Consider the following 17711-nt stretch of genomic DNA (forward strand, 5'->3'; position numbering starts at 1 on the left):
ATCGTATTGGTACTTGTTGGCACTAATGTGACAGTTTGGCTGAAAACCACTGTCATATTTCATCACTCTGTCACCAACCATCTTTGCTTTACCTTTATTCTTCTTTTCAATCTTTTTGAATAAGGACTTGGCAGGAAAGCTAAGCAAGAAAATACGATGAAAGTGACGGTATTAGGGACGGGGGATGCTTTCGATGCAAAATCACCCAACTCATCCTTTCTTATTGTGCTGAAAAGTCAAACTTGGTTATTTGATTGTGGGCCAACCGTACCGCAGCAATTATGGAAAAAACAATTGGCTGACGGCATCGATGTTATTTATTTCTCCCACACCCATTCTGATCATTGTGCAGGGTTGGCGACATTGATGAATTACTGGTGCGCTGCTGGAAGGGATAAACCTATCACTATTGTTTGTCAGGCGAAAGATAAGCCTTTACTGCATGGGCTTATCCAGTTTGGAACCCAATATGAGCCAAAAATCCCATTTGAAATTAACTGGTCAGATATTCAAGACCAGCAGTTTAACGACGTGAGTTGGTGTGTTGCCAAGACTATCCATGGAGTAAGTAACTACTCGTTGCTGCTGGAGGAGACATTGTTCATCAGTGGTGACGGGAAGCCGAGCCTTGCTTCAATGTCAATGATGAATAAAGCCAGAGTGATTTTCCATGAGTGTGCTGACATCTGCAATGGTGGTTCCGGTCATGCGTCATTAAATGAATTGATAGAAATAAAGAAAAAGGTACCGGGTGAAATATATCTCTATCACTTTAATGAGAACGATAGAGGCAAATTAATACATCCTGCTAATGAGCAAGCTATCCAACTATTAATGTCCGATCAGGTAATTGAAATTAATGATGAACATGTTTAATGACAGGCTAAATAAAGCACGTGAGATAGCACGTAGTGCAGGAAAATTAGCGCTAAGTTATCAGTTAAAAGTCGATACGTTAGTGACTGAATCCAAAGGACCCCATAACTGGGTCACCGAAGCCGATTTTGCTGTTGAGCGCCATATTCGCGAGCAAATACAAGCTGCCTTTCCTCAAGATAATATTCTGGGTGAAGAGCTTGGCACTGATGAAAAAGGGTTTCCGATTTGGGTCATTGACCCCATTGACGGTACCACTAACTTCAAACGGAGTATCCCTTTCTGGTCGGTTTCATTGGCATGGGTTGATCATTCTGGAACCCAGTTCGGCGTTGTGTATGACCCGGTCAGGGATGAACTGTTCTATGCCGAAAAAGGGCTGGGGGCTTGGTGCAACAGCGAAAAGATCTTTTGCAGCAAAACCAACGAGCCTTCGCAAGCTGTGTTGGGGATCGGACACGCTTGGTACAGCGGGTTCAGCTATGACGTGATCCTCAAAGGGTTGAGGAGCAAAGATGCAGATTACCGCCGCTTTGGGTCAGCAGCCTTATCCCTCGCGCATACCGCGTGCGGCCGTATCGACGGGTATTACGAACGTTTCCTCAATAGCTGGGACTTCCTAGCCGGAGTGTTAATCGTCGCAGAAGCTGGTGGACAGACGGTTGAAGCAAATGAAAAAGAAATCTTTACCGGGTGTGAAGTCTACGCCCTGAACAATCAATTGAAATTAAGTGACGTACTTCCCCACATCGGAACATATGCGGAGAGCAAGGAATGAAAAATGTCGTATTGGCTGCCTCTTTGATAGCAGCAGGGTTTAGTTCAACATTAATGGCAAAAGAGATCACGATTGCATGTGGCTCGCAAGGTATGGAGCTGCAAATCTGTCAGGAGGGTGTTGAACGTTGGTCTGAAAAAACTGGTCATACCGTGAATGTGGTGTCGACACCGAACACCTCAACTGACCGTTTGGCAATGTATCAGCAGCTGTTGTCAGGCCAGGCGAAAGATGTCGATGTGTATCAAATAGATGTGATTTGGCCGGGCATTCTGGGATCCCATTTTATCGATCTGTCTGGTTATGCAGGAAAAGAAACAGAGAACTTTATTCCTGCACTGGTAGAAAACAATACCTACCGCGATCAGTTGGTGGCAATGCCATGGTTTGCTGATTCTATCTTGAACTTCTACCGCCAGGACTTGCTCGATAAATACAACAAGCCAGTTCCGACTACCTATAACGAGATGGCTGAGACGGCGAAGTTGATCATGGATGAAGAGCGTCAATCCGGTAATGATCGGATGTGGGGATATGTTTGGCAGGGTAGGGCCTATGAGGGGCTGACCTATAACTTCCTTGAGTGGGTACAGGCATTCAATGGCGGTAACTTTGTCGAATCTGACGGCAAGATCACTATCAATAATCAAGTATCTCGCGATGCACTGGAAATGGCCCGAGACTGGATTGGCACGATTTCTCCTGAGGGTGTACTTAACCATGCGGTTGAAGACTCTCGCGGGGTGTTCCAGTCGGGCAATGCGGTATTCATGCACAATTGGCCATATGCCTATAACCTGGCCCAGTCTGATGACAGTGTGATCAAAGGAAAAGTTGGTGTTGCACCGATGCCGAAAGGGGCTGATGACGGAGTCCATGCCGCCACCCTTGGTGGATGGCAGCTTGCCGTCTCTCGTTATTCAGAGAACCAAGATGAAGCGGCCGATCTGGTGATGTTCCTAACCTCATACCAAGAGCAGAAGCGTCGAGCGATTGCAGCAGGTTATGGCCCGACCCGCTTGGCAGTTTATCAGGATGAAGAGGTTCAACAAGCGAGCCCGTTGTTCGGCATGATGGAAGATATTGTCCTCAATGCGACCGTCCGTCCGTCAACCGTGACGGGGAGTCATTACAACCAGGTATCAAGCTACGTCTATAACGCTGCCCATGATGCATTATCAGGTCGCAAAACCGCTGAAGAAGCCCTCAATGATGTTGAAGGCCGCTTGATGCAACTGTCACGCGGTGGCCGCTGGTAATCACCTATTATATTGAATTAGCTGCCCTGCCTAGTTGGGGCAGCAATAATGGATTTTACAATGAAATTGAATTTACATCAGAGCCGAGTGATGTCGGCTTGGTTGTTTGTTCTGCCAATGCTGCTGGTGTTAGCGATGGTGGCCGGTTGGCCTCTGATGCGAACCTTTTGGCTGGGGATGACGGATGCCCGCCTCGATGCGTTCCATATTCCGGCGTGGATAGGCTTTGAAAACTACCTGGTTAATTATGGCGGTAGCTGGTACGGCGTTTTGGCGGACTCTATTTGGTGGAATGCTGTCGGCAATACTTTTTATTTTACGGTTGTTTCGGTTTTTTTTACTACCGTCCTCGGCATCGTGATCGCTATGGTTCTTGATACTCCGTTCAAAGGACGAACACTGCTGCGTGCTGCTGTTCTGATCCCCTGGGCGATCCCCTCGATTATCTCAGCCAAGATGTGGGCTTGGATCCTTCATGATCAGTTCGGCATCCTCAATGAGATCCTGATGCGCTGGGGATGGCTCGATGTGCCTCTGGCTTGGACGGCCGATGCGGGCTTGGCGATGCATGCGATTATCCTGATTGAAGTTTGGCGCAGTGCTCCCTTTATGGCTTTGCTGGTGCTCGCCGGGTTACAGATGGTGCCGCGTGATTGTTATGAAGCAGCGAAGGTCGATGGGATCCCTGGTTGGTTGGTCTTTTGGAAGGTTACTCTGCCATTGATAGCCCCGGCGATCACTGTAGCTGTCGTGTTCCGGATTCTGGATGGCATGAGGGTGTTTGATCTTGTTTATGTGCTGACACCGAACAATGAACATACCATGTCAATGGCCTCCTACGCACGGCAGCAAATGATTGATTTTCAAGCGGCGGGTTATGGCAGTGCTGCTTCGACGCTACTTTTCTTCATGGTTGCCTTAGTCACCATTGGCTACCTTGCATTTAATCGAAAACAGTTTGAGGAGCAGTAATGAGTGAACTTTCTATACCTCAGACAGCAGTGGGACATATAGCGAAGCAATCACGTTGGAGGCAATGGTCTAAGCAAGTGGCATTTTATGGCTTGGTCTTGGCGATTTTTAGCTTCTCGGTTTTTCCCCTGTATTACGCTGTCGTGTCATCGCTGAAATCCGGTACTGCCCTGTTTTACCCAAGCTTGTGGGTAGAGGCTTTTGATTTAACTAACTACCGTTCCGTCTTTGAAAACCAAAATTTTGGCCGGAACATCCTCAACTCCCTGCTTGTAGCGACATCGGTGGTCCTGGTTTCCCTGTTACTCAGTGTGACGGCGAGCTATGCCCTTGGCCGTATTCGCTTCCGTGGCCGGAATCTTATATTAATCACCATTCTGTCAGTGTCTATGTTCCCGTCGATTGCCGTACTGACAGGATTGTTCGAATTGATCCGTACAATGGGTTTATACAATACCCTGCCAGGGCTGGTCTTTTCTTACATGATCTTCACTTTGCCGTTTACCGTGTGGGTGTTGACGACTTTTATCCGTCAAATCCCCCATGAATTGGAAGAAGCGGCCATTGTTGATGGGGCGGGCTCTGTCACCATCATCCGCAGAATCTTTTTGCCACTGATGTCGCCTGCGATCGTGACAACCGGTTTGCTGGCTTTTATTACCGCCTGGAATGAATTCCTGTTCGCCCTGACATTTGCCATCACTGATAGCAAACGGACTGTGCCTGTGGCGATCGCAATGATGTCGGGCAGTGGCGAGCATGAAATCCCTTGGGGAATGATTAATGCGGGATCGGTTATTGTCACCATCCCTTTGATTATTTTGGTGCTGATCTTTCAAAAACGCATTGTATCTGGCCTGACGATGGGCGCAGTAAAAGGATAATTTATGTCTCAGTTAACTCTTAATCATGTCAAAAAATCTTTTGGTTCTACTGAGGTCATTCAAGGGATAGACCTAACGATAAATGATGGCGAATTTGTGGTCTTTGTCGGTCCATCGGGTTGCGGTAAGTCGACGTTACTTCGCATGATCTGCGGTCTTGAGGCAATCAGCGAGGGAGAGCTTTTCATTGATGGCGAGGTAGTAAATGATCTCTCGCCAAAAGATCGTGGAATCGGAATGGTTTTCCAATCTTACGCTCTCTATCCCCATATGACAGTCTATGAAAATATGGCATTCGGCCTACAGGTGCGCGGGATCAACAAGACTGAAGCAGACTCTCGGATCCGCAATGCCGCCGAGATGCTACAGCTAGATAATTTGCTAGATCGAAAGCCGAAAGAGTTGTCAGGTGGCCAGCGTCAACGGGTAGCGATTGGCCGGGCACTGGTGAGGCAACCAAAAGTTTTCTTATTGGATGAGCCACTGTCGAATCTTGACGCGGCACTGCGGGTTCATATGCGAATGGAATTGGCGGAGCTTCATCGCCAGCAGGGCTGTACCATGATATATGTTACCCATGACCAAGTTGAGGCGATGACCTTGGCTGATAAAATAGTCGTCCTTAATCAAGGGCGTATTGAGCAGGTTGGTACCCCGCTTGAGCTGTATAATACCCCGGCAAATCGCTTTGTCGCCGGGTTTATCGGATCTCCTAAAATGAATATTTTGGCGTTAGAGGCATCAAGCCCGCTTTCTTCTTTAGCCATACCACTTGTTAATGGTGAAGTTGCCGAGCTTGGTGTTCGACCTGAACATTTAGAGATAGTTGATGTTCAAACAGACAATGTCTTGAGGGCTGAAGTGAAATACCAGGAGCAACTGGGCAGTGAAACTCTAGTGTATGTCGCTCTGGAAGATGGGCTGACTCTCACCGTTAAATCTGAAGGTCAGCAACGGTACAAAACTGGTGACAGCTGTTGGGTTCACTTTCCTGTTGAATCATTGCACCTTTTTAATCATCACGGTGAAATGATCAACGAACCGTCATCAATTCAACATGTAGCGTAACTAGAATCTGCGCCATTCTGTCTGCCAGAGGGAAACCTCTGGCTTTTTTGTGTCGTTACCATGAATCATACATACACCTTAAAATCGACTCTCACCAAATCACTGCCGATCGCTATACCGGTTGCGCTGCAAACATTGCTGGTGGCGTCCCGTCAGCTGGTTGATGTCACCATGTTGGCCCAGCTTAGTCCGCAAGATGTTGCAGCAGCAGGGCTGGCAGCACGCATATTCAATATTGCTACTATCGTGTCTATTGGCTTGGCGACTGCAGTGGGGATATTGGGGGCCCAGTACTTTGGCGCCAATAACCGTGACAAGTTGCGACAACTGTCAGGAAGCTCGGCTCTACTGACCTTGCTGATCAGCTTTGCCTTGACCTTGGCTCTATCTTTCCCTCGCTTGGTAGTTCAGTTGGGGAGTAGTGATCCGCTACTCATCGCTGCGACGTCTGATTACCTTCGCATTGTTGCGATTAGTAGCTTCGCGATGACAACCACGCTTTGCGTCTCGACGTTGTTGCGTTCCATTCATGTCACAACCCCTATTTTGTTTATTGCAGCCATTGGGTTCGCGGCCAATATCATGCTTAATAAAATACTGATATTCGGTTTTGCAGGGATCCCCGCTATGGGACTGAAAGGGGCGGCGATTGCAACAACTGTGAGCACCTTTGCTGAAATGCTCCTCGTGCTAGCATATACCCATAAACGCCAACGCTGGCTTCTTGCAACATGGCAGACGATTAAGTCAGCCTGCCAGGTTGCGGTGTTGGCGCCGGTGTGCAAGTTGGCGTTGCCAATAGTGATTAACAGTGTGGTGTTCTCTGCTGGGGTCTTTGGCTATCACGCGATGGTCGGTAAAATTTCAACTGATGATTTGGCGGTATTTAGCCTGATTTCAACCATCGAAATGACGGCTAATTTCGTTATTATGGGCTTTGCAATGGGGATCGCGGTGTTGATCGGCAATGCAATCGGCAACAAGAACGCCGAAGCGGTTAGGCAGCTGTCTCGTTACAGCACTTATATTGCACTTGGTGTGGGGGTGATGACTGCATTGGCCGCTGTTGTCGGCTTGCCGCACAGCCAAAGCGTGTTTACCAGTTTTACCGCTGAGCATTTCGAACAGTTGAACCAAATCTTACCGCTATTGGTGGTCTTTCTGATCTTAAAGGCGCTGACCATTACTTTGGTTTGCGGAGTACTCCGGGCTGCCGGAGATGTGAACTACTGCCTCAAGCAAGATACTTGGTGTCTGTGGGGAGTCGGCTTGCCGCTAGCCTTTTTCTTTACCTTTGTGCTTGGTTTGGGGATCTACTGGGTATTGGTAGCCATGTTGATAGAAGAAGTACTGAAAACCGTGTTCAGCTATTTGCGGATCCAACGAGGCAGGTATTTGGTCGAATTGGCATAGCCAGGTGTGACGGTCTATTACAACTTAAAAAGGCTGCATGTGATTGCAGCCTTTTATTGTCAGAATATTCACGAGGCTTGAGCAATCTGCTCAACACCCTCTTCTTTAGCGCTTTCCATGCGAGCACCGATAATCGCACCTGTTAGTGCGATAACGGTTGAGCCCACCATCGCAATGATCATCGGCCACAGTGATGTGCCACCCAGCATTGCCGCCAGCGCACTGACACCCGCACCCACACCATATTGCACCGCCCCCAGTAGAGCTGATGCAACCCCTGCATTTTTACCGTAATAACGCATGAAACAAGCGCTTGAGTTCGCCATGATACCGCCGTTGGCAGCAATGGAAATGACGAAGCCAGGCAAGATATACCACAGTGTTTCTGGTGCAATAATGTGGCTGGAAATCAGCACCATGCCACCAACAAGCTGCAAGCTTAGAAAGACCTTGAGCAAAGTAGATGGCTCATAGGTACGCAGCAGGAAAGTATTGGTTCGGTTGATGATCACAATGCCGATGACATTGGCAATAAATAGCCCCGAAAAGAGCTCGGCCGAAACACCGAAGTGCTCGATATAGGCCAAAGGCGCACTGGTAATAAATGTCATCAGTACTGCATAGCCGAAGGCTTGGGCGACAAGAAACCCCAGCGCCCTGCGCTCCCTGATCACTGATAGATAGCCACCAGACCCTTTTTCTTTTTTAGCCGGTTTAGTCTTTGGCATGACGACCATGGCATTGAGTGCAATCATGGCTGCGAGGAAGCAGAGCAGGTAGAAAATCCAGTGCCAGCTTTGGCTGCGAAGGATCAAGGTACCGACCGTTGGGGCAATGGAAGGGGCCAGCATCATGATCAGCGCGATGAGTGAAAACAAACGGGCGGCTTCTTTGCCTACCGCATTGTCACGAATCGTTGCTGGCACACCGACAACAGCAATACCGCCGCCAAGGGCTTGTACTACCCGCCATGCCCATAGCATTTCCAATGACTCCACACCCGCCATCATGAAACTACCGGCAGCAAAGAGAAGTAAGCCGGCCACCATGGTTGGCTTACGGCCGAGTTTATCTGACAGAGGCCCACCAATGAGCTGACCGATAGCCATGCCAAGGACATAGATGCTGACGGTGACGGCTACCAATGAGGTGTTCACGCCTAGATCACTGGCGATGATCGGGATGGCGGGCAGGTAGCTATCGATTGCGAAAGGAGAAAGGGCAAAAACGGCGGCAAGCAACAGCAATAGGGAAGTGGGGATGTGTTTATTCATAGAACCTCTTATTTATCTTTCTAGAAAGATAATATCTAGCATTTGTCTTTCCAGCAAGATATATTTAACGGGCTAGGAAGGAGAGAGCAGATGGCAAAACAAGAAACTGTCGCCAACATATTGAAAAACATCGAACAAAACTGGCCGGAGTCGTTTGAGAAATATTCGCCGCCGAAGCTTAGGATCCACCGCCTCCACGATTATTTTCAGCAAGATTTAGAAAAAGTGATCAGCCAACACGCGCTCCAGCACGCTGATTTTGGGGTGTTGACCACCTTGAGAAGGGCCGGCGAGCCGTTCTGTTTGTCACCGACAGAGCTCTACAGTTCGATGCTGCTGAGCTCGGGTGGTTTGACTAAAGTGCTCACCCGGGTGACTACGGCTGGCTTTGTCGATCGGGTTGATAACCCGGAGGACAAGCGCAGTAAACTGGTTCAGCTCACGGAAGAAGGACGAGTATTGATTGATGGCATCATTCAGGAGTTACATCTGGTTGATCAGCTGCGCCTCAACGTCCTTACCAAGGAAGAGAAACAACTACTCGATGGTCTGCTGGAAAAAATGCTGACTGCTTGGGAGTAAGGTGATTGCGGTATCCGCTAAGCTTTGTATACTGCCCGCAACGCACATCTAGCTAAGACATTATTATGATTATTTTAACGACAAACTTTGGTGATATCGAGATTGAACTGGATTTCGATAAAGCGCCGGTAAGCTCCAAGAACTTCCTGCAATACTGTAAGGATGGTTTCTACGAGGGCACTATTTTCCACCGTGTGATTGATGGTTTTATGATTCAGGGTGGTGGCCACATTCCTGGTATGAAAGAGAAGGCAACCCGAGACCCGATTGTCAACGAAGCCAACCGCGGCCTGAAAAACAAGATCGGCACCATTGCGATGGCTCGTACCGATGCACCGCACTCGGCAACGTCACAGTTTTTCATCAACCTTGAAGATAACGACTTCTTGGATTTCACGGCGACGACTAACCAAGGCTGGGGCTATGCCGTCTTCGGTAAAGTGACTGCGGGTATGATGGTGGTGAATAACATTGGCAAAGCGTTGACCATGACCCGATTTGGCCACGAGGATGTGCCGCTGGACGACATCATTATCGAGAAAGTGACGATCAAAGAGTCATAATCTCATCTCAAGCGTGATGCTAGAAGAAAGCCACCTGACTAGGTGGCTTTTTTGGTCAATATTCTGGCAGCACAAGCTAGCCATATATTTTATTTTTAACTCCATCGTGCTTCTTCCTACTTATATTAAAAGTTTTTTAACTTTAAATAATGGTTTGATTAATTAAGTTGTTATAAATAGCAAGCGACTAATAAATTTTTTTACCAATCATTTCTGTATTGTTTGAAAAAAATGGTCATAAAAAAAAGTGTGCTCTAGCTCAAATATTTTTGCCTGATTCTCTGTTTTGATTGCCATCAGAGACGGGATTTTTGGCAATTATATTAGGTAACTTTAATTATGCGAGAACTAACAGTGGAGACTCTCACGAAAGAGGCGTTCGCCCCTTTTGGTGATGTGATTGAAACGGATAAATCCGATTTTTTTTATATTAACAATTGTTCAGGGCAACGCTTTCATGGTCTTGGTGCCATTGATGTGTCGGATGAGTCTAAGCCTTTGATTAGTATTGTGCGTGCGGCAGGTTTTGATAATGGCATTTCGTTTGATTTATTGGAAAAGCATCCGAAAGGAAGCCAAGCTTTCTTTCCATTAAAAGGTGAGCGGTTTATTGTCATCGTAGCCCAGGGTGATGAAAACATTGATGAATCTTCATTACGCGCATTTATTACTAATGGAAATCAAGGTGTAAATTATCATCGTAATGTTTGGCATTATTTATTATTTGCGAAGAATAAAGAAACGGATTTTTTAACGATAGACCGTGCGGGCGAAGATAACTGTATTGTTAAGAAGTTATCCTCTAATTACACTATCAACTTTTAAATTATTTATATAGATAAGTCCTATTTAACTAGGGTGGCAAAGTTTACCTATCTTTAGGCGGAGAACAATTATGGCAAAAATGCGAGCAATTGAAGCGGCAGTATTAATTTTAAAAAAAGAAGGAGTGGATACGGCATTTGGTGTCCCTGGCGCCGCTATCAATCCAATGTATGCTGCTCTTAAGAAAATTGGTGGGATTGACCATGTGCTGGCACGGCATGTTGAAGGAGCATCTCACATGGCTGAAGGCTATACCCGTACAGCACCTGGCAACATTGGTCTGTGTATCGGCACTTCAGGCCCAGCGGGAACAGATATGATCACTGGTCTGTATTCGGCATCAGCAGACTCGATTCCAATCCTCTGTATTACCGGACAGGCACCGGTTGCGAAACTTCATAAAGAAGACTTTCAAGCGGTTGATATCGAAGCGATAGCCAAGCCCGTTACGAAAATGGCGGTCACGATTCGAGAAGCAGGCCAAATCCCAGGCACTTTCCAAAAGGCATTTTATGAAATGCGCTCTGGCCGTCCCGGACCAGTTCTGCTGGATTTGCCAATTGATGTGCAGATGACAGAGATTGAGTTTGATATTGACCTCTATGAGCCAATGGCACCATCAAAGACATCTGCCACTAAGGCTCAGGCCAAGAAAGCGCTGGAAATGCTAAACGAGGCTGACAAACCTGTTTTGGTTGCCGGTGGCGGGATAATTAACGCTGATGCATCGGCTCTTTTGCGTGAATTTGCTGAGCTGGTTAATGTGCCAGTGATCCAAACGCTTCGTGGTTGGGGATCACTCACCGACGAGCACCCCCTAATGGCGGGTCGCATGGGCTGTCAGGCTAACCACCGATACGGTAATGCGACATACCTTGAGTCTGATTTTGTGTTTGGTATCGGTAACCGTTGGGCAAACCGTCATACTGGTGATCTGAAGACCTACACAGAAGGGCGCAAGTTTATCCACGTCGATATCGAGCCAACGCAAATTGGCCGTGTTTTCTCGCCTGATCTCGGTATTGCCTCAGACGCTTACGATGCACTGTCTGTTTTCATTGAAGTTGCTAAAGAGATGAAAGCCAATGGTGATCTGAAAGATCGAACCGAGTGGGTTGCAAGCTGTGCTGAACGCAAACGCACCATGCTGCGTCGTGAAGATTTCGATTGTACGCCGGTTAAGCCTCAGCGTATTTATCATGAGATGAACAAAGCGTTTGGTCCTGAAACCCGTTATGTTTCGACTATTGGCTTGGCGCAAATTGCAGCTAACCAGTTCCTTCATATTCATGAGCCAAGACATTGGATTAATGCTTGTCAGGCCGGTCCGCTAGGTTGGACGATGCCTGCGGCATTAGGGGTGGTGAAAGCGGATCCGTCAAAGCCAGTTGTGGCTATTTCCGGTGACTATGACTTCCAGTTCCTAGTAGAAGAACTTGCTGTGGGGGCGCAGTTCAACCTGCCTTATATCCATGTGTTAATCAACAACGCTTATTTAGGACTTATTCGCCAGGCGCAACGTGCATTCGATATTGATTATTGTGTACAGCTTTCTTTTGAAAATCAGAATGCGCCAGAAGTTAAAGAATACGGTGTTGACCATAAGCGCGTTGTAGAAGGACTGGGCTGTAAAGCTATTCGCGTCGACGAGCCGCAGGATATTGGCCCTGCTCTCGAGCAGGCCAAAGAGTGGCTCCAGAAGTACAAGGTGCCGGTTGTTGTTGAGGTACTGACCGAGCGTGTGACGAACATCGCTATGGGGCCTGATATCGACAAGGTGATGGAATTTGAAGAAACCATCGATCTTTAACGATGAACCCTGCACGCAAAAACGTATCTTTTGATCACTGAATTTTTACTTCGAATTCGCTGTGGCTGAAGTAGCCACAGCGTAAGGATGACGAATCATGCCAAAACTCGCAGCAAATTTATCAATGCTATTTACTGAGCTGGACTTTATGGATCGCTTTGCCGCGGCTTCAGAAGCCGGCTTTCGCGGAGTGGAATACCTCTTCCCTTACGACTTTCCGGCGAGTGAGATTGCCGCAAAACTGGAAGAAAACGGCCTGCAGCAGGTGCTGTTTAATTTGCCTGCTGGTGATTGGGCTGCTGGTGAGCGTGGTATTGCATGCCACCCAGACCGGGTGGAAGAGTTTCGTTATGGCGTTCCAAAGGCAATCGAATACGCCAAGGCGTTGGGTTGCCGTCAGGTGAACTGTCTGGTGGGGATCAAACCTGACCACGTATCCGATGATGATGCATACCGGGTGCTTGTCGATAATTTGCGGTTTGCTAACGAACAGCTAGAAGCGGCAGGTATTGCGTTTGTCGTTGAAGCCATCAATACCCGTGATATCCCTGGATTCTTTGTTTCAAATACACGGTTAGCGCTTGGCCTTCTGGAAGATGTCGGCTCTGACAACATTCGCTACCAATATGACATTTACCACATGCAAATCATGGAAGGGGATATTGCCCGTACGTTGGAAACGAACCTAGAACACATTGGCCATGTTCAGTTGGCCGATAACCCGGGACGTCACGAGCCTGGCACGGGTGAGCTGAATTATCCATTCTTACTCGCTCACCTCGACAACATTGGTTACAGCGGTTGGGTTGGATGTGAATACGTACCAGCCAATGGTACTCAGGCTGGCCTGGGTTGGCTCAAAGAATTTAATCTAGTTTAAGTAAGGGAGAGAGTAGGATGAAAAATATCGGATTTATTGGTACGGGGATCATGGGTAAGCCAATGGCAAAAAATCTGCAGGACGCAGGTTATACCTTGTATTTCTCTGAGCACTTTGAGCCAGCCCCCGCTGAACTACTTGGCGAGAAAGGGTTTGCCTGCCCAACACCCGCAGCGGTTGCCGAAGCGGCCGAGGTGATCATTACCATGGTGCCAGATACGCCTCAGGTTGAAGATGTGCTTTTCTCTGAAATTGGTATCGCAAAAGGGCTTGCTGCTGGAAAAGTGGTAGTAGACATGAGCTCGATCTCGCCAATGGCGACTAAAGGCTTTGCTCAGAAAGTAGAAGATCTCGGAGCATGGTACGTTGATGCGCCAGTATCTGGTGGTGAAGTGGGTGCTAAGGCGGGTACCTTGTCTATTATGGCTGGTGGCCGAGATGACATCTTTGAGCAGGTTAAGCCACTGCTTGAAGTGATGGGGCAAAACATCACGCTGGTTGGGGGGAACGGTGATGGCCAGACATGTAAGGTAGCCAACCAAATCATTGTCGCTTTGAATATTGAAGCGGTAGGTGAAGCGCTGCTGTTTGCTTCAAAGGCAGGAGCAAATCCAGCCAAGATTCGTGAAGCGCTGATGGGTGGCTTCGCATCATCGAAAATTCTTGAAGTCCATGGTGAACGTATGGTCAAAGGCACATTTGATCCTGGGTTCCGTATCCAACTTCATCAAAAAGATCTCAATCTTGCCCTAACTGGCGCTCGTGAACTGCAGCTAAACCTGCCAAATACAGCAACCGCGCAGGAGTTGTTTAATACCTGTGCCGCGCTTGATGGAAGTGGCTGGGACCATTCAGCAATGATTAAAGCACTCGAGCATATGAGTAACCACTCTATCAGAGGCTAACCAAATCAGCGGGCACCTCGGTGCCCGCTGTAGTTTTTGCTGATGTGTTTAGAATAGGAGAGGGTGGATGAAAATTGTTATTGCCCCTGATTCATTTAAAGAGAGTTTAAGCGCAGCAGAAGTCTGCCAGTCAATTAAAACAGGTATTCTTCGGCGTATTCCTTCCTGCGAAGTGGTATGTGTTCCTATGGCTGATGGAGGAGAAGGTACACTTGATGCGTTAGTGGATGCGACTCAAGGTCAACGCCATTCGGTAAAGGTCATGGGACCGTTGCCAGATATGCAGGTTGAAGCTGAGTTCGGGATACTCGGTGACGGTGAAACAGCTGTCATTGAAATGGCACGTGCTTCAGGGATTGAGCTGCTAGCCCAAGAGCAGCGAGACCCTCGTCTGACGACGAGTTACGGGACAGGCCAATTAATCTCCGCAGCTCTAGATGCCGGAGCCAAACGGTTGGTTGTGGCGATTGGTGGCAGTGCGACTAATGACGGCGGAGTGGGGATGATGCAGGCACTAGGCGTGAAGTTCCTGGATAAATACCGCTATCCCATTGGTCATGGCGGCGCCCAACTCGCAAGGTTGGCGAACATTGATATGGAGGGTTTAGATCCCCGGCTTGCTGAAGTAGAGGTAGTGGCTGCATGCGATGTTGATAACCCGTTGGTTGGAGTGCGGGGCGCTTCAGTAATATTTGGGCCGCAAAAGGGGGCAACGCCTGATGTTGTTGAGCAGCTTGATTCGGCCTTGACCCGGTTTGCGGGGTGCATTGATAAGAAACTAGGATGCCAAGTTGTCAACGTTCCTGGGGCTGGTGCGGCTGGTGGTATGGGGGCAGCCTTGCTCGCTTTCATGCAGGCTGAGCTGAAACCCGGTATCGAGATTGTTTCGGAAACCGTATCGCTATTAGAAAAGCTGCAAGGAGCCGACTGGGTTATTACCGGTGAGGGAAGAGTAGATGGACAAACACTTGGCGGTAAGACACCTGCTGGCGTCGCGAAATTAGCCCACTCGATGGGGATCCCGACGATAGCGTTAGCGGGGTCTTTAGGGGATGGATGTGACGCATTACGCCAAGTAGGTATTGTTGCCTGTTTCTCGATTTTGTCTAAGCCGTGTTCTTTATCTCAAGCACTTGCCGGAGGCGCTGAAAACCTGACGCAAACGGCCTTTCAGGTGGCAGGGATGATGATAAACCAGCCAAATTAACTGCGAGATAGCCTAGTAACAATACGTTAGAGCTTAAAAAGAAAGTGCCACCGACTAGGTGGCACTTTTGATTTTAGCGTCATATCAGTTATAGCTGATATCAGTAGTATTCCATCGCCGTAGCGACTGACTCGCCCAGCTGAATTTGCGCTTTGTGTTTAAACAGGACAGCTTCAAGCGCAGCAAGGGTATGCAAAACCGCTTCTTGCCGGGCGTTGTAGCCCATCGTGCCGATTCGCCAAATTTTACCTTGAAGTGGGCCAAACGAAGTTCCTATTTCTATACCGAACCGAGTCAATAACTCTTGGCGGACTTTCTCGCCATCAACCAAGTCGGGAATATAGACACCAACTACATTGTTCATTTTGTAGTCTTGGTCGCCAAATAGCGTCAAGCCCATGGCCTGTAGGCCAGCAGCCATTGCATCTCCGGCTTGCTTGTGACGGGCAATAACATTTGCAGGGCCTTGTTCAAGGAATATACGGGCACACTCACGGGCGGCATACAGCATTGAAGTGGCTTCGGTATGATGGTTTAACCTCTCTTCCCCCCAGTAGTCGAGAATCATTGGCAAATCGAAGTAGTTTGATTGGATCATCGCTTCTTCACCATCAATATGATGCTGGTCGCGGATCCCTTTTTCTACGTGCTTACGACGATTGATTTGCTCGACAAACTTTGGGCTCAGGGTCAGTGGTGCACTGCCTGATGGGCCTCCCAAACACTTTTGAAGGCCGACGGATACTGCATCAAGGTGCCAATCGTCGACGAATAGATCATTGCCGGCGACCGAAGCGGTGGCGTCGCAATAGAAAAGCACATCATGATGTTTACAAATCTCGCCGATTTCAGCCAAGGGTTGGTTCATCGTGGTAGAGGTATCGCCTTGCACCGTGGCCACTAATTTGGGTTTGACGCGCTTAATAGCGTCTTCTACTTGCTGAGGATCGCAGACTTTGCCCCATTCAACATCAATGGTCGTGATGTCGGCACCCGTACGCTGGGCGATTTCACAGAGTAAGTGTCCAAAACGACCGATCACGGGGATCAGAACTTTATCACCGGGTTGGATAATAGACACCAATACCGCTTCAATGCCTGCTCGCGCAGTACCGTCAATGAGCAAGGTTTCAGGATTATGGGTATGAAAGACCTGGCGGTATAGCTGCTGGGTTTGGCGCATGTATTCTGTCATCACCGGGTCATATTGACCGATGAGTTGGCTGGAGATAGCTTGATGAACCCGTGGGTATGCGTTGATAGGTCCTGGCCCCATGAGTAGACGCTGAGGGGGATTTAGGGTTTCAAATAGTTCATTGTTAATCGTCATTGATTGTGGGCTCCTTGATCTTATTCTTACGGCTTTTCGCGGTGACAATTGAATAGATATTATTAGTCACACAGTGGCGGCACTTAACTAGAGGATATAGGGATTGATGCTATGAGAACATTGATATAAGTGGAAGTATTGCTGTTTTATAAAAACTTTTGATAATCGAATTATTATTAAAAAAAGGAAGCGCATAAAAAACAAGCGCTTCCAAAGGCGATGCTTCACGTTCTAAGTCGCAACAATGAAAATTACAATGAAATATCTCGGTTGCAGTCTTTGGAATAAATGTAGCTCAGTGGCTCATTCCTTCCTGTTGCATAACAGGCCTGGGGAACATAGGCCGCCATGAAAAGGTAGTCCCCTTTTTTCACTGGGATCCAGTTGTTGTCTAAGTTATAGACACCTTCACCACTGAGTATATAAGCACCGTGCTCTTGTACATGCGTTTCGATATAGCCATGGCAAGCCCCCGGCTCGAAAGTCAGAACATGGAAGTTCATGTCGAAGCCTAAATCTTTCGGGAGCAAATCTTCTACAATGACATTTTCCATACCTTCGTAATGGATTTTTTCGAGGTTATCTCGATGGTTAACGATCAACCGTGGTTGATAGCCGTTAACAGGCTGGTACTTTCGTTTGTAGAGGAATGCCTGACTGTCTTCGCCTTGGTTGGCATTTTCCATCAGTAACAGGGCTCCTGGAGGGCAGTAGATATACCCTCCAGCTTTGAGCGTGTGGCGTTGGTCGTCGGCTTCGACACTGACTTGCCCTGAGATAACATAGAAGAAGGTTTCAATTTCTTCACCGCCAAAACCAGAGCGGTTATTGCCGCCATCATAGAGGGTAACAAGATAGTCAACAAAAGTAGCTCCGATTTGCGGAGAAGACAGGATAGTCAAATCGCAATTCTCAAAGCCAGGCAGAACATTTTTAACCAAACCGTCTGGAGGAAGAATTGCAAAATTATTCTTTTTAATTACAGCGCGTGTTGCAAGAAGATCATTTATATATCCAGTATTGTTGTTTAAGTATCCCATCTTATACCTCGAATCAATCACCTAAAAAAATGGGCCCGGAAGGAA

At 47.8% G+C, this 17711-nt stretch carries 17 protein-coding genes; 14 read left to right on the forward strand and 3 right to left on the reverse strand.

Features of this window, described 5'->3' with window-relative positions:
• Positions 1–156: 156 nt before the first annotated feature.
• From ACXAGQ_RS28695 to ACXAGQ_RS28725, 7 genes are read left to right on the forward strand one after another with little or no spacing between them, the layout of a single operon-like run.
• On the forward strand, positions 157–876 hold the full coding sequence (locus tag ACXAGQ_RS28695) for an MBL fold metallo-hydrolase (protein WP_475258628.1): 720 nt from the start codon (positions 157–159) through the stop codon (positions 874–876).
• A complete protein-coding gene (locus ACXAGQ_RS28700; protein ID WP_475258629.1) occupies positions 860–1654 on the forward strand; it encodes an inositol monophosphatase family protein in 795 nt (264 codons plus the stop codon). Before ACXAGQ_RS28695 ends, ACXAGQ_RS28700 begins: the two co-directional genes overlap by 17 nt.
• Entirely contained in the window at positions 1651–2913 is a 1263-nt protein-coding gene (locus tag ACXAGQ_RS28705; protein ID WP_475258631.1) for an ABC transporter substrate-binding protein, read from the forward strand. The genes ACXAGQ_RS28700 and ACXAGQ_RS28705 overlap by 4 nt, the downstream gene beginning before the upstream one ends.
• Before the next feature lie 60 nt (positions 2914–2973).
• Complete coding sequence (locus ACXAGQ_RS28710; protein ID WP_475258632.1) at positions 2974–3885, forward strand: carbohydrate ABC transporter permease; 912 nt, start codon at positions 2974–2976, stop codon at positions 3883–3885.
• Positions 3885–4769, forward strand: a complete 885-nt coding sequence (locus ACXAGQ_RS28715; protein WP_475258634.1) for a carbohydrate ABC transporter permease — start codon at positions 3885–3887, stop codon at positions 4767–4769. The genes ACXAGQ_RS28710 and ACXAGQ_RS28715 overlap by 1 nt, the downstream gene beginning before the upstream one ends.
• A 3-nt stretch (positions 4770–4772) precedes the next feature.
• Positions 4773–5837 (forward strand): ABC transporter ATP-binding protein, encoded by a 1065-nt coding sequence (locus tag ACXAGQ_RS28720; RefSeq protein ID WP_475258635.1) that lies wholly within the window; start codon positions 4773–4775, stop codon positions 5835–5837.
• Positions 5838–5897: 60 nt separating this feature from the next.
• Complete coding sequence (locus tag ACXAGQ_RS28725) at positions 5898–7250, forward strand: MATE family efflux transporter (RefSeq protein ID WP_475258636.1); 1353 nt, start codon at positions 5898–5900, stop codon at positions 7248–7250.
• 68 nt (positions 7251–7318) lie between these two features.
• On the opposite strand, the gene ACXAGQ_RS28730 is transcribed toward ACXAGQ_RS28725, so the two are convergent.
• A complete protein-coding gene (locus ACXAGQ_RS28730; protein ID WP_475258638.1) occupies positions 7319–8524 on the reverse strand; it encodes a multidrug effflux MFS transporter in 1206 nt (401 codons plus the stop codon).
• A 90-nt stretch (positions 8525–8614) separates the two neighbouring features.
• On the opposite strand from ACXAGQ_RS28730, the gene ACXAGQ_RS28735 reads away from it, so the two are divergent.
• The 7 genes from ACXAGQ_RS28735 to ACXAGQ_RS28765 all read left to right on the forward strand — a co-directional run bounded on the left by ACXAGQ_RS28735 (position 8615) and on the right by ACXAGQ_RS28765 (position 15296).
• The gene (locus ACXAGQ_RS28735) at positions 8615–9106 is read left to right on the forward strand and encodes a MarR family winged helix-turn-helix transcriptional regulator (RefSeq protein ID WP_475258639.1); all 492 of its coding nucleotides are present in this window, start codon (positions 8615–8617) and stop codon (positions 9104–9106) included.
• A 65-nt stretch (positions 9107–9171) separates the two neighbouring features.
• Entirely contained in the window at positions 9172–9669 is a 498-nt protein-coding gene (locus ACXAGQ_RS28740; protein WP_475258640.1) for a peptidylprolyl isomerase, read from the forward strand.
• Between the two features lie 339 nt (positions 9670–10008).
• Positions 10009–10494: an ureidoglycolate lyase gene (locus ACXAGQ_RS28745; RefSeq protein ID WP_475258641.1), complete on the forward strand. Its 486-nt coding sequence runs from the start codon at positions 10009–10011 to the stop codon at positions 10492–10494.
• Positions 10495–10564: 70 nt separating this feature from the next.
• A complete protein-coding gene (gene gcl / locus ACXAGQ_RS28750) occupies positions 10565–12304 on the forward strand; it encodes a glyoxylate carboligase (RefSeq protein WP_475258643.1) in 1740 nt (579 codons plus the stop codon).
• Positions 12305–12401: 97 nt separating this feature from the next.
• The gene (hyi, locus tag ACXAGQ_RS28755; RefSeq protein ID WP_475258644.1) at positions 12402–13184 is read left to right on the forward strand and encodes a hydroxypyruvate isomerase; all 783 of its coding nucleotides are present in this window, start codon (positions 12402–12404) and stop codon (positions 13182–13184) included.
• A gap of 17 nt (positions 13185–13201) precedes the next feature.
• A complete protein-coding gene (locus ACXAGQ_RS28760) occupies positions 13202–14089 on the forward strand; it encodes a 2-hydroxy-3-oxopropionate reductase (protein WP_475258645.1) in 888 nt (295 codons plus the stop codon).
• A 67-nt stretch (positions 14090–14156) separates the two neighbouring features.
• Entirely contained in the window at positions 14157–15296 is a 1140-nt protein-coding gene (locus tag ACXAGQ_RS28765) for a glycerate kinase family protein (RefSeq protein WP_475258647.1), read from the forward strand.
• A gap of 100 nt (positions 15297–15396) precedes the next feature.
• On the opposite strand, the gene ACXAGQ_RS28770 is transcribed toward ACXAGQ_RS28765, so the two are convergent.
• Together ACXAGQ_RS28770 and allE are read right to left on the reverse strand one after the other, a co-directional pair.
• Positions 15397–16626, reverse strand: coding sequence for a pyridoxal-phosphate-dependent aminotransferase family protein (locus tag ACXAGQ_RS28770; protein ID WP_475258649.1), 1230 nt, complete (start codon positions 16624–16626; stop codon positions 15397–15399).
• Between the two features lie 251 nt (positions 16627–16877).
• On the reverse strand, positions 16878–17666 hold the full coding sequence (allE, locus tag ACXAGQ_RS28775) for a (S)-ureidoglycine aminohydrolase (protein ID WP_475258650.1): 789 nt from the start codon (positions 17664–17666) through the stop codon (positions 16878–16880).
• Between the last annotated feature and the right edge of the window lie 45 nt (positions 17667–17711).

The sequence above is a fragment of the Photobacterium sp. ABD4_091 genome, from assembly GCF_056160145.1.

Bases quoted from the DNA above. Each gene is read 5' to 3' on its own strand.
- ACXAGQ_RS28695 (WP_475258628.1), top strand. From the start codon at position 157: ATGAAAGTGACGGTATTAGGGACGGGGGATGCTTTCGATGCAAAATCA.
- ACXAGQ_RS28700 (WP_475258629.1), top strand. From the start codon at position 860: ATGATGAACATGTTTAATGACAGGCTAAATAAAGCACGTGAGATAGCA.
- ACXAGQ_RS28705 (WP_475258631.1), top strand. From the start codon at position 1,651: ATGAAAAATGTCGTATTGGCTGCCTCTTTGATAGCAGCAGGGTTTAGT.
- ACXAGQ_RS28710 (WP_475258632.1), top strand. From the start codon at position 2,974: ATGAAATTGAATTTACATCAGAGCCGAGTGATGTCGGCTTGGTTGTTT.
- ACXAGQ_RS28715 (WP_475258634.1), top strand. From the start codon at position 3,885: ATGAGTGAACTTTCTATACCTCAGACAGCAGTGGGACATATAGCGAAG.
- ACXAGQ_RS28720 (WP_475258635.1), top strand. From the start codon at position 4,773: ATGTCTCAGTTAACTCTTAATCATGTCAAAAAATCTTTTGGTTCTACT.
- ACXAGQ_RS28725 (WP_475258636.1), top strand. From the start codon at position 5,898: ATGAATCATACATACACCTTAAAATCGACTCTCACCAAATCACTGCCG.
- ACXAGQ_RS28730 (WP_475258638.1), bottom strand. From the start codon at position 8,524: ATGAATAAACACATCCCCACTTCCCTATTGCTGTTGCTTGCCGCCGTT.
- ACXAGQ_RS28735 (WP_475258639.1), top strand. From the start codon at position 8,615: ATGGCAAAACAAGAAACTGTCGCCAACATATTGAAAAACATCGAACAA.
- ACXAGQ_RS28740 (WP_475258640.1), top strand. From the start codon at position 9,172: ATGATTATTTTAACGACAAACTTTGGTGATATCGAGATTGAACTGGAT.
- ACXAGQ_RS28745 (WP_475258641.1), top strand. From the start codon at position 10,009: ATGCGAGAACTAACAGTGGAGACTCTCACGAAAGAGGCGTTCGCCCCT.
- gcl (WP_475258643.1), top strand. From the start codon at position 10,565: ATGGCAAAAATGCGAGCAATTGAAGCGGCAGTATTAATTTTAAAAAAA.
- hyi (WP_475258644.1), top strand. From the start codon at position 12,402: ATGCCAAAACTCGCAGCAAATTTATCAATGCTATTTACTGAGCTGGAC.
- ACXAGQ_RS28760 (WP_475258645.1), top strand. From the start codon at position 13,202: ATGAAAAATATCGGATTTATTGGTACGGGGATCATGGGTAAGCCAATG.
- ACXAGQ_RS28765 (WP_475258647.1), top strand. From the start codon at position 14,157: ATGAAAATTGTTATTGCCCCTGATTCATTTAAAGAGAGTTTAAGCGCA.
- ACXAGQ_RS28770 (WP_475258649.1), bottom strand. From the start codon at position 16,626: ATGACGATTAACAATGAACTATTTGAAACCCTAAATCCCCCTCAGCGT.
- allE (WP_475258650.1), bottom strand. From the start codon at position 17,666: ATGGGATACTTAAACAACAATACTGGATATATAAATGATCTTCTTGCA.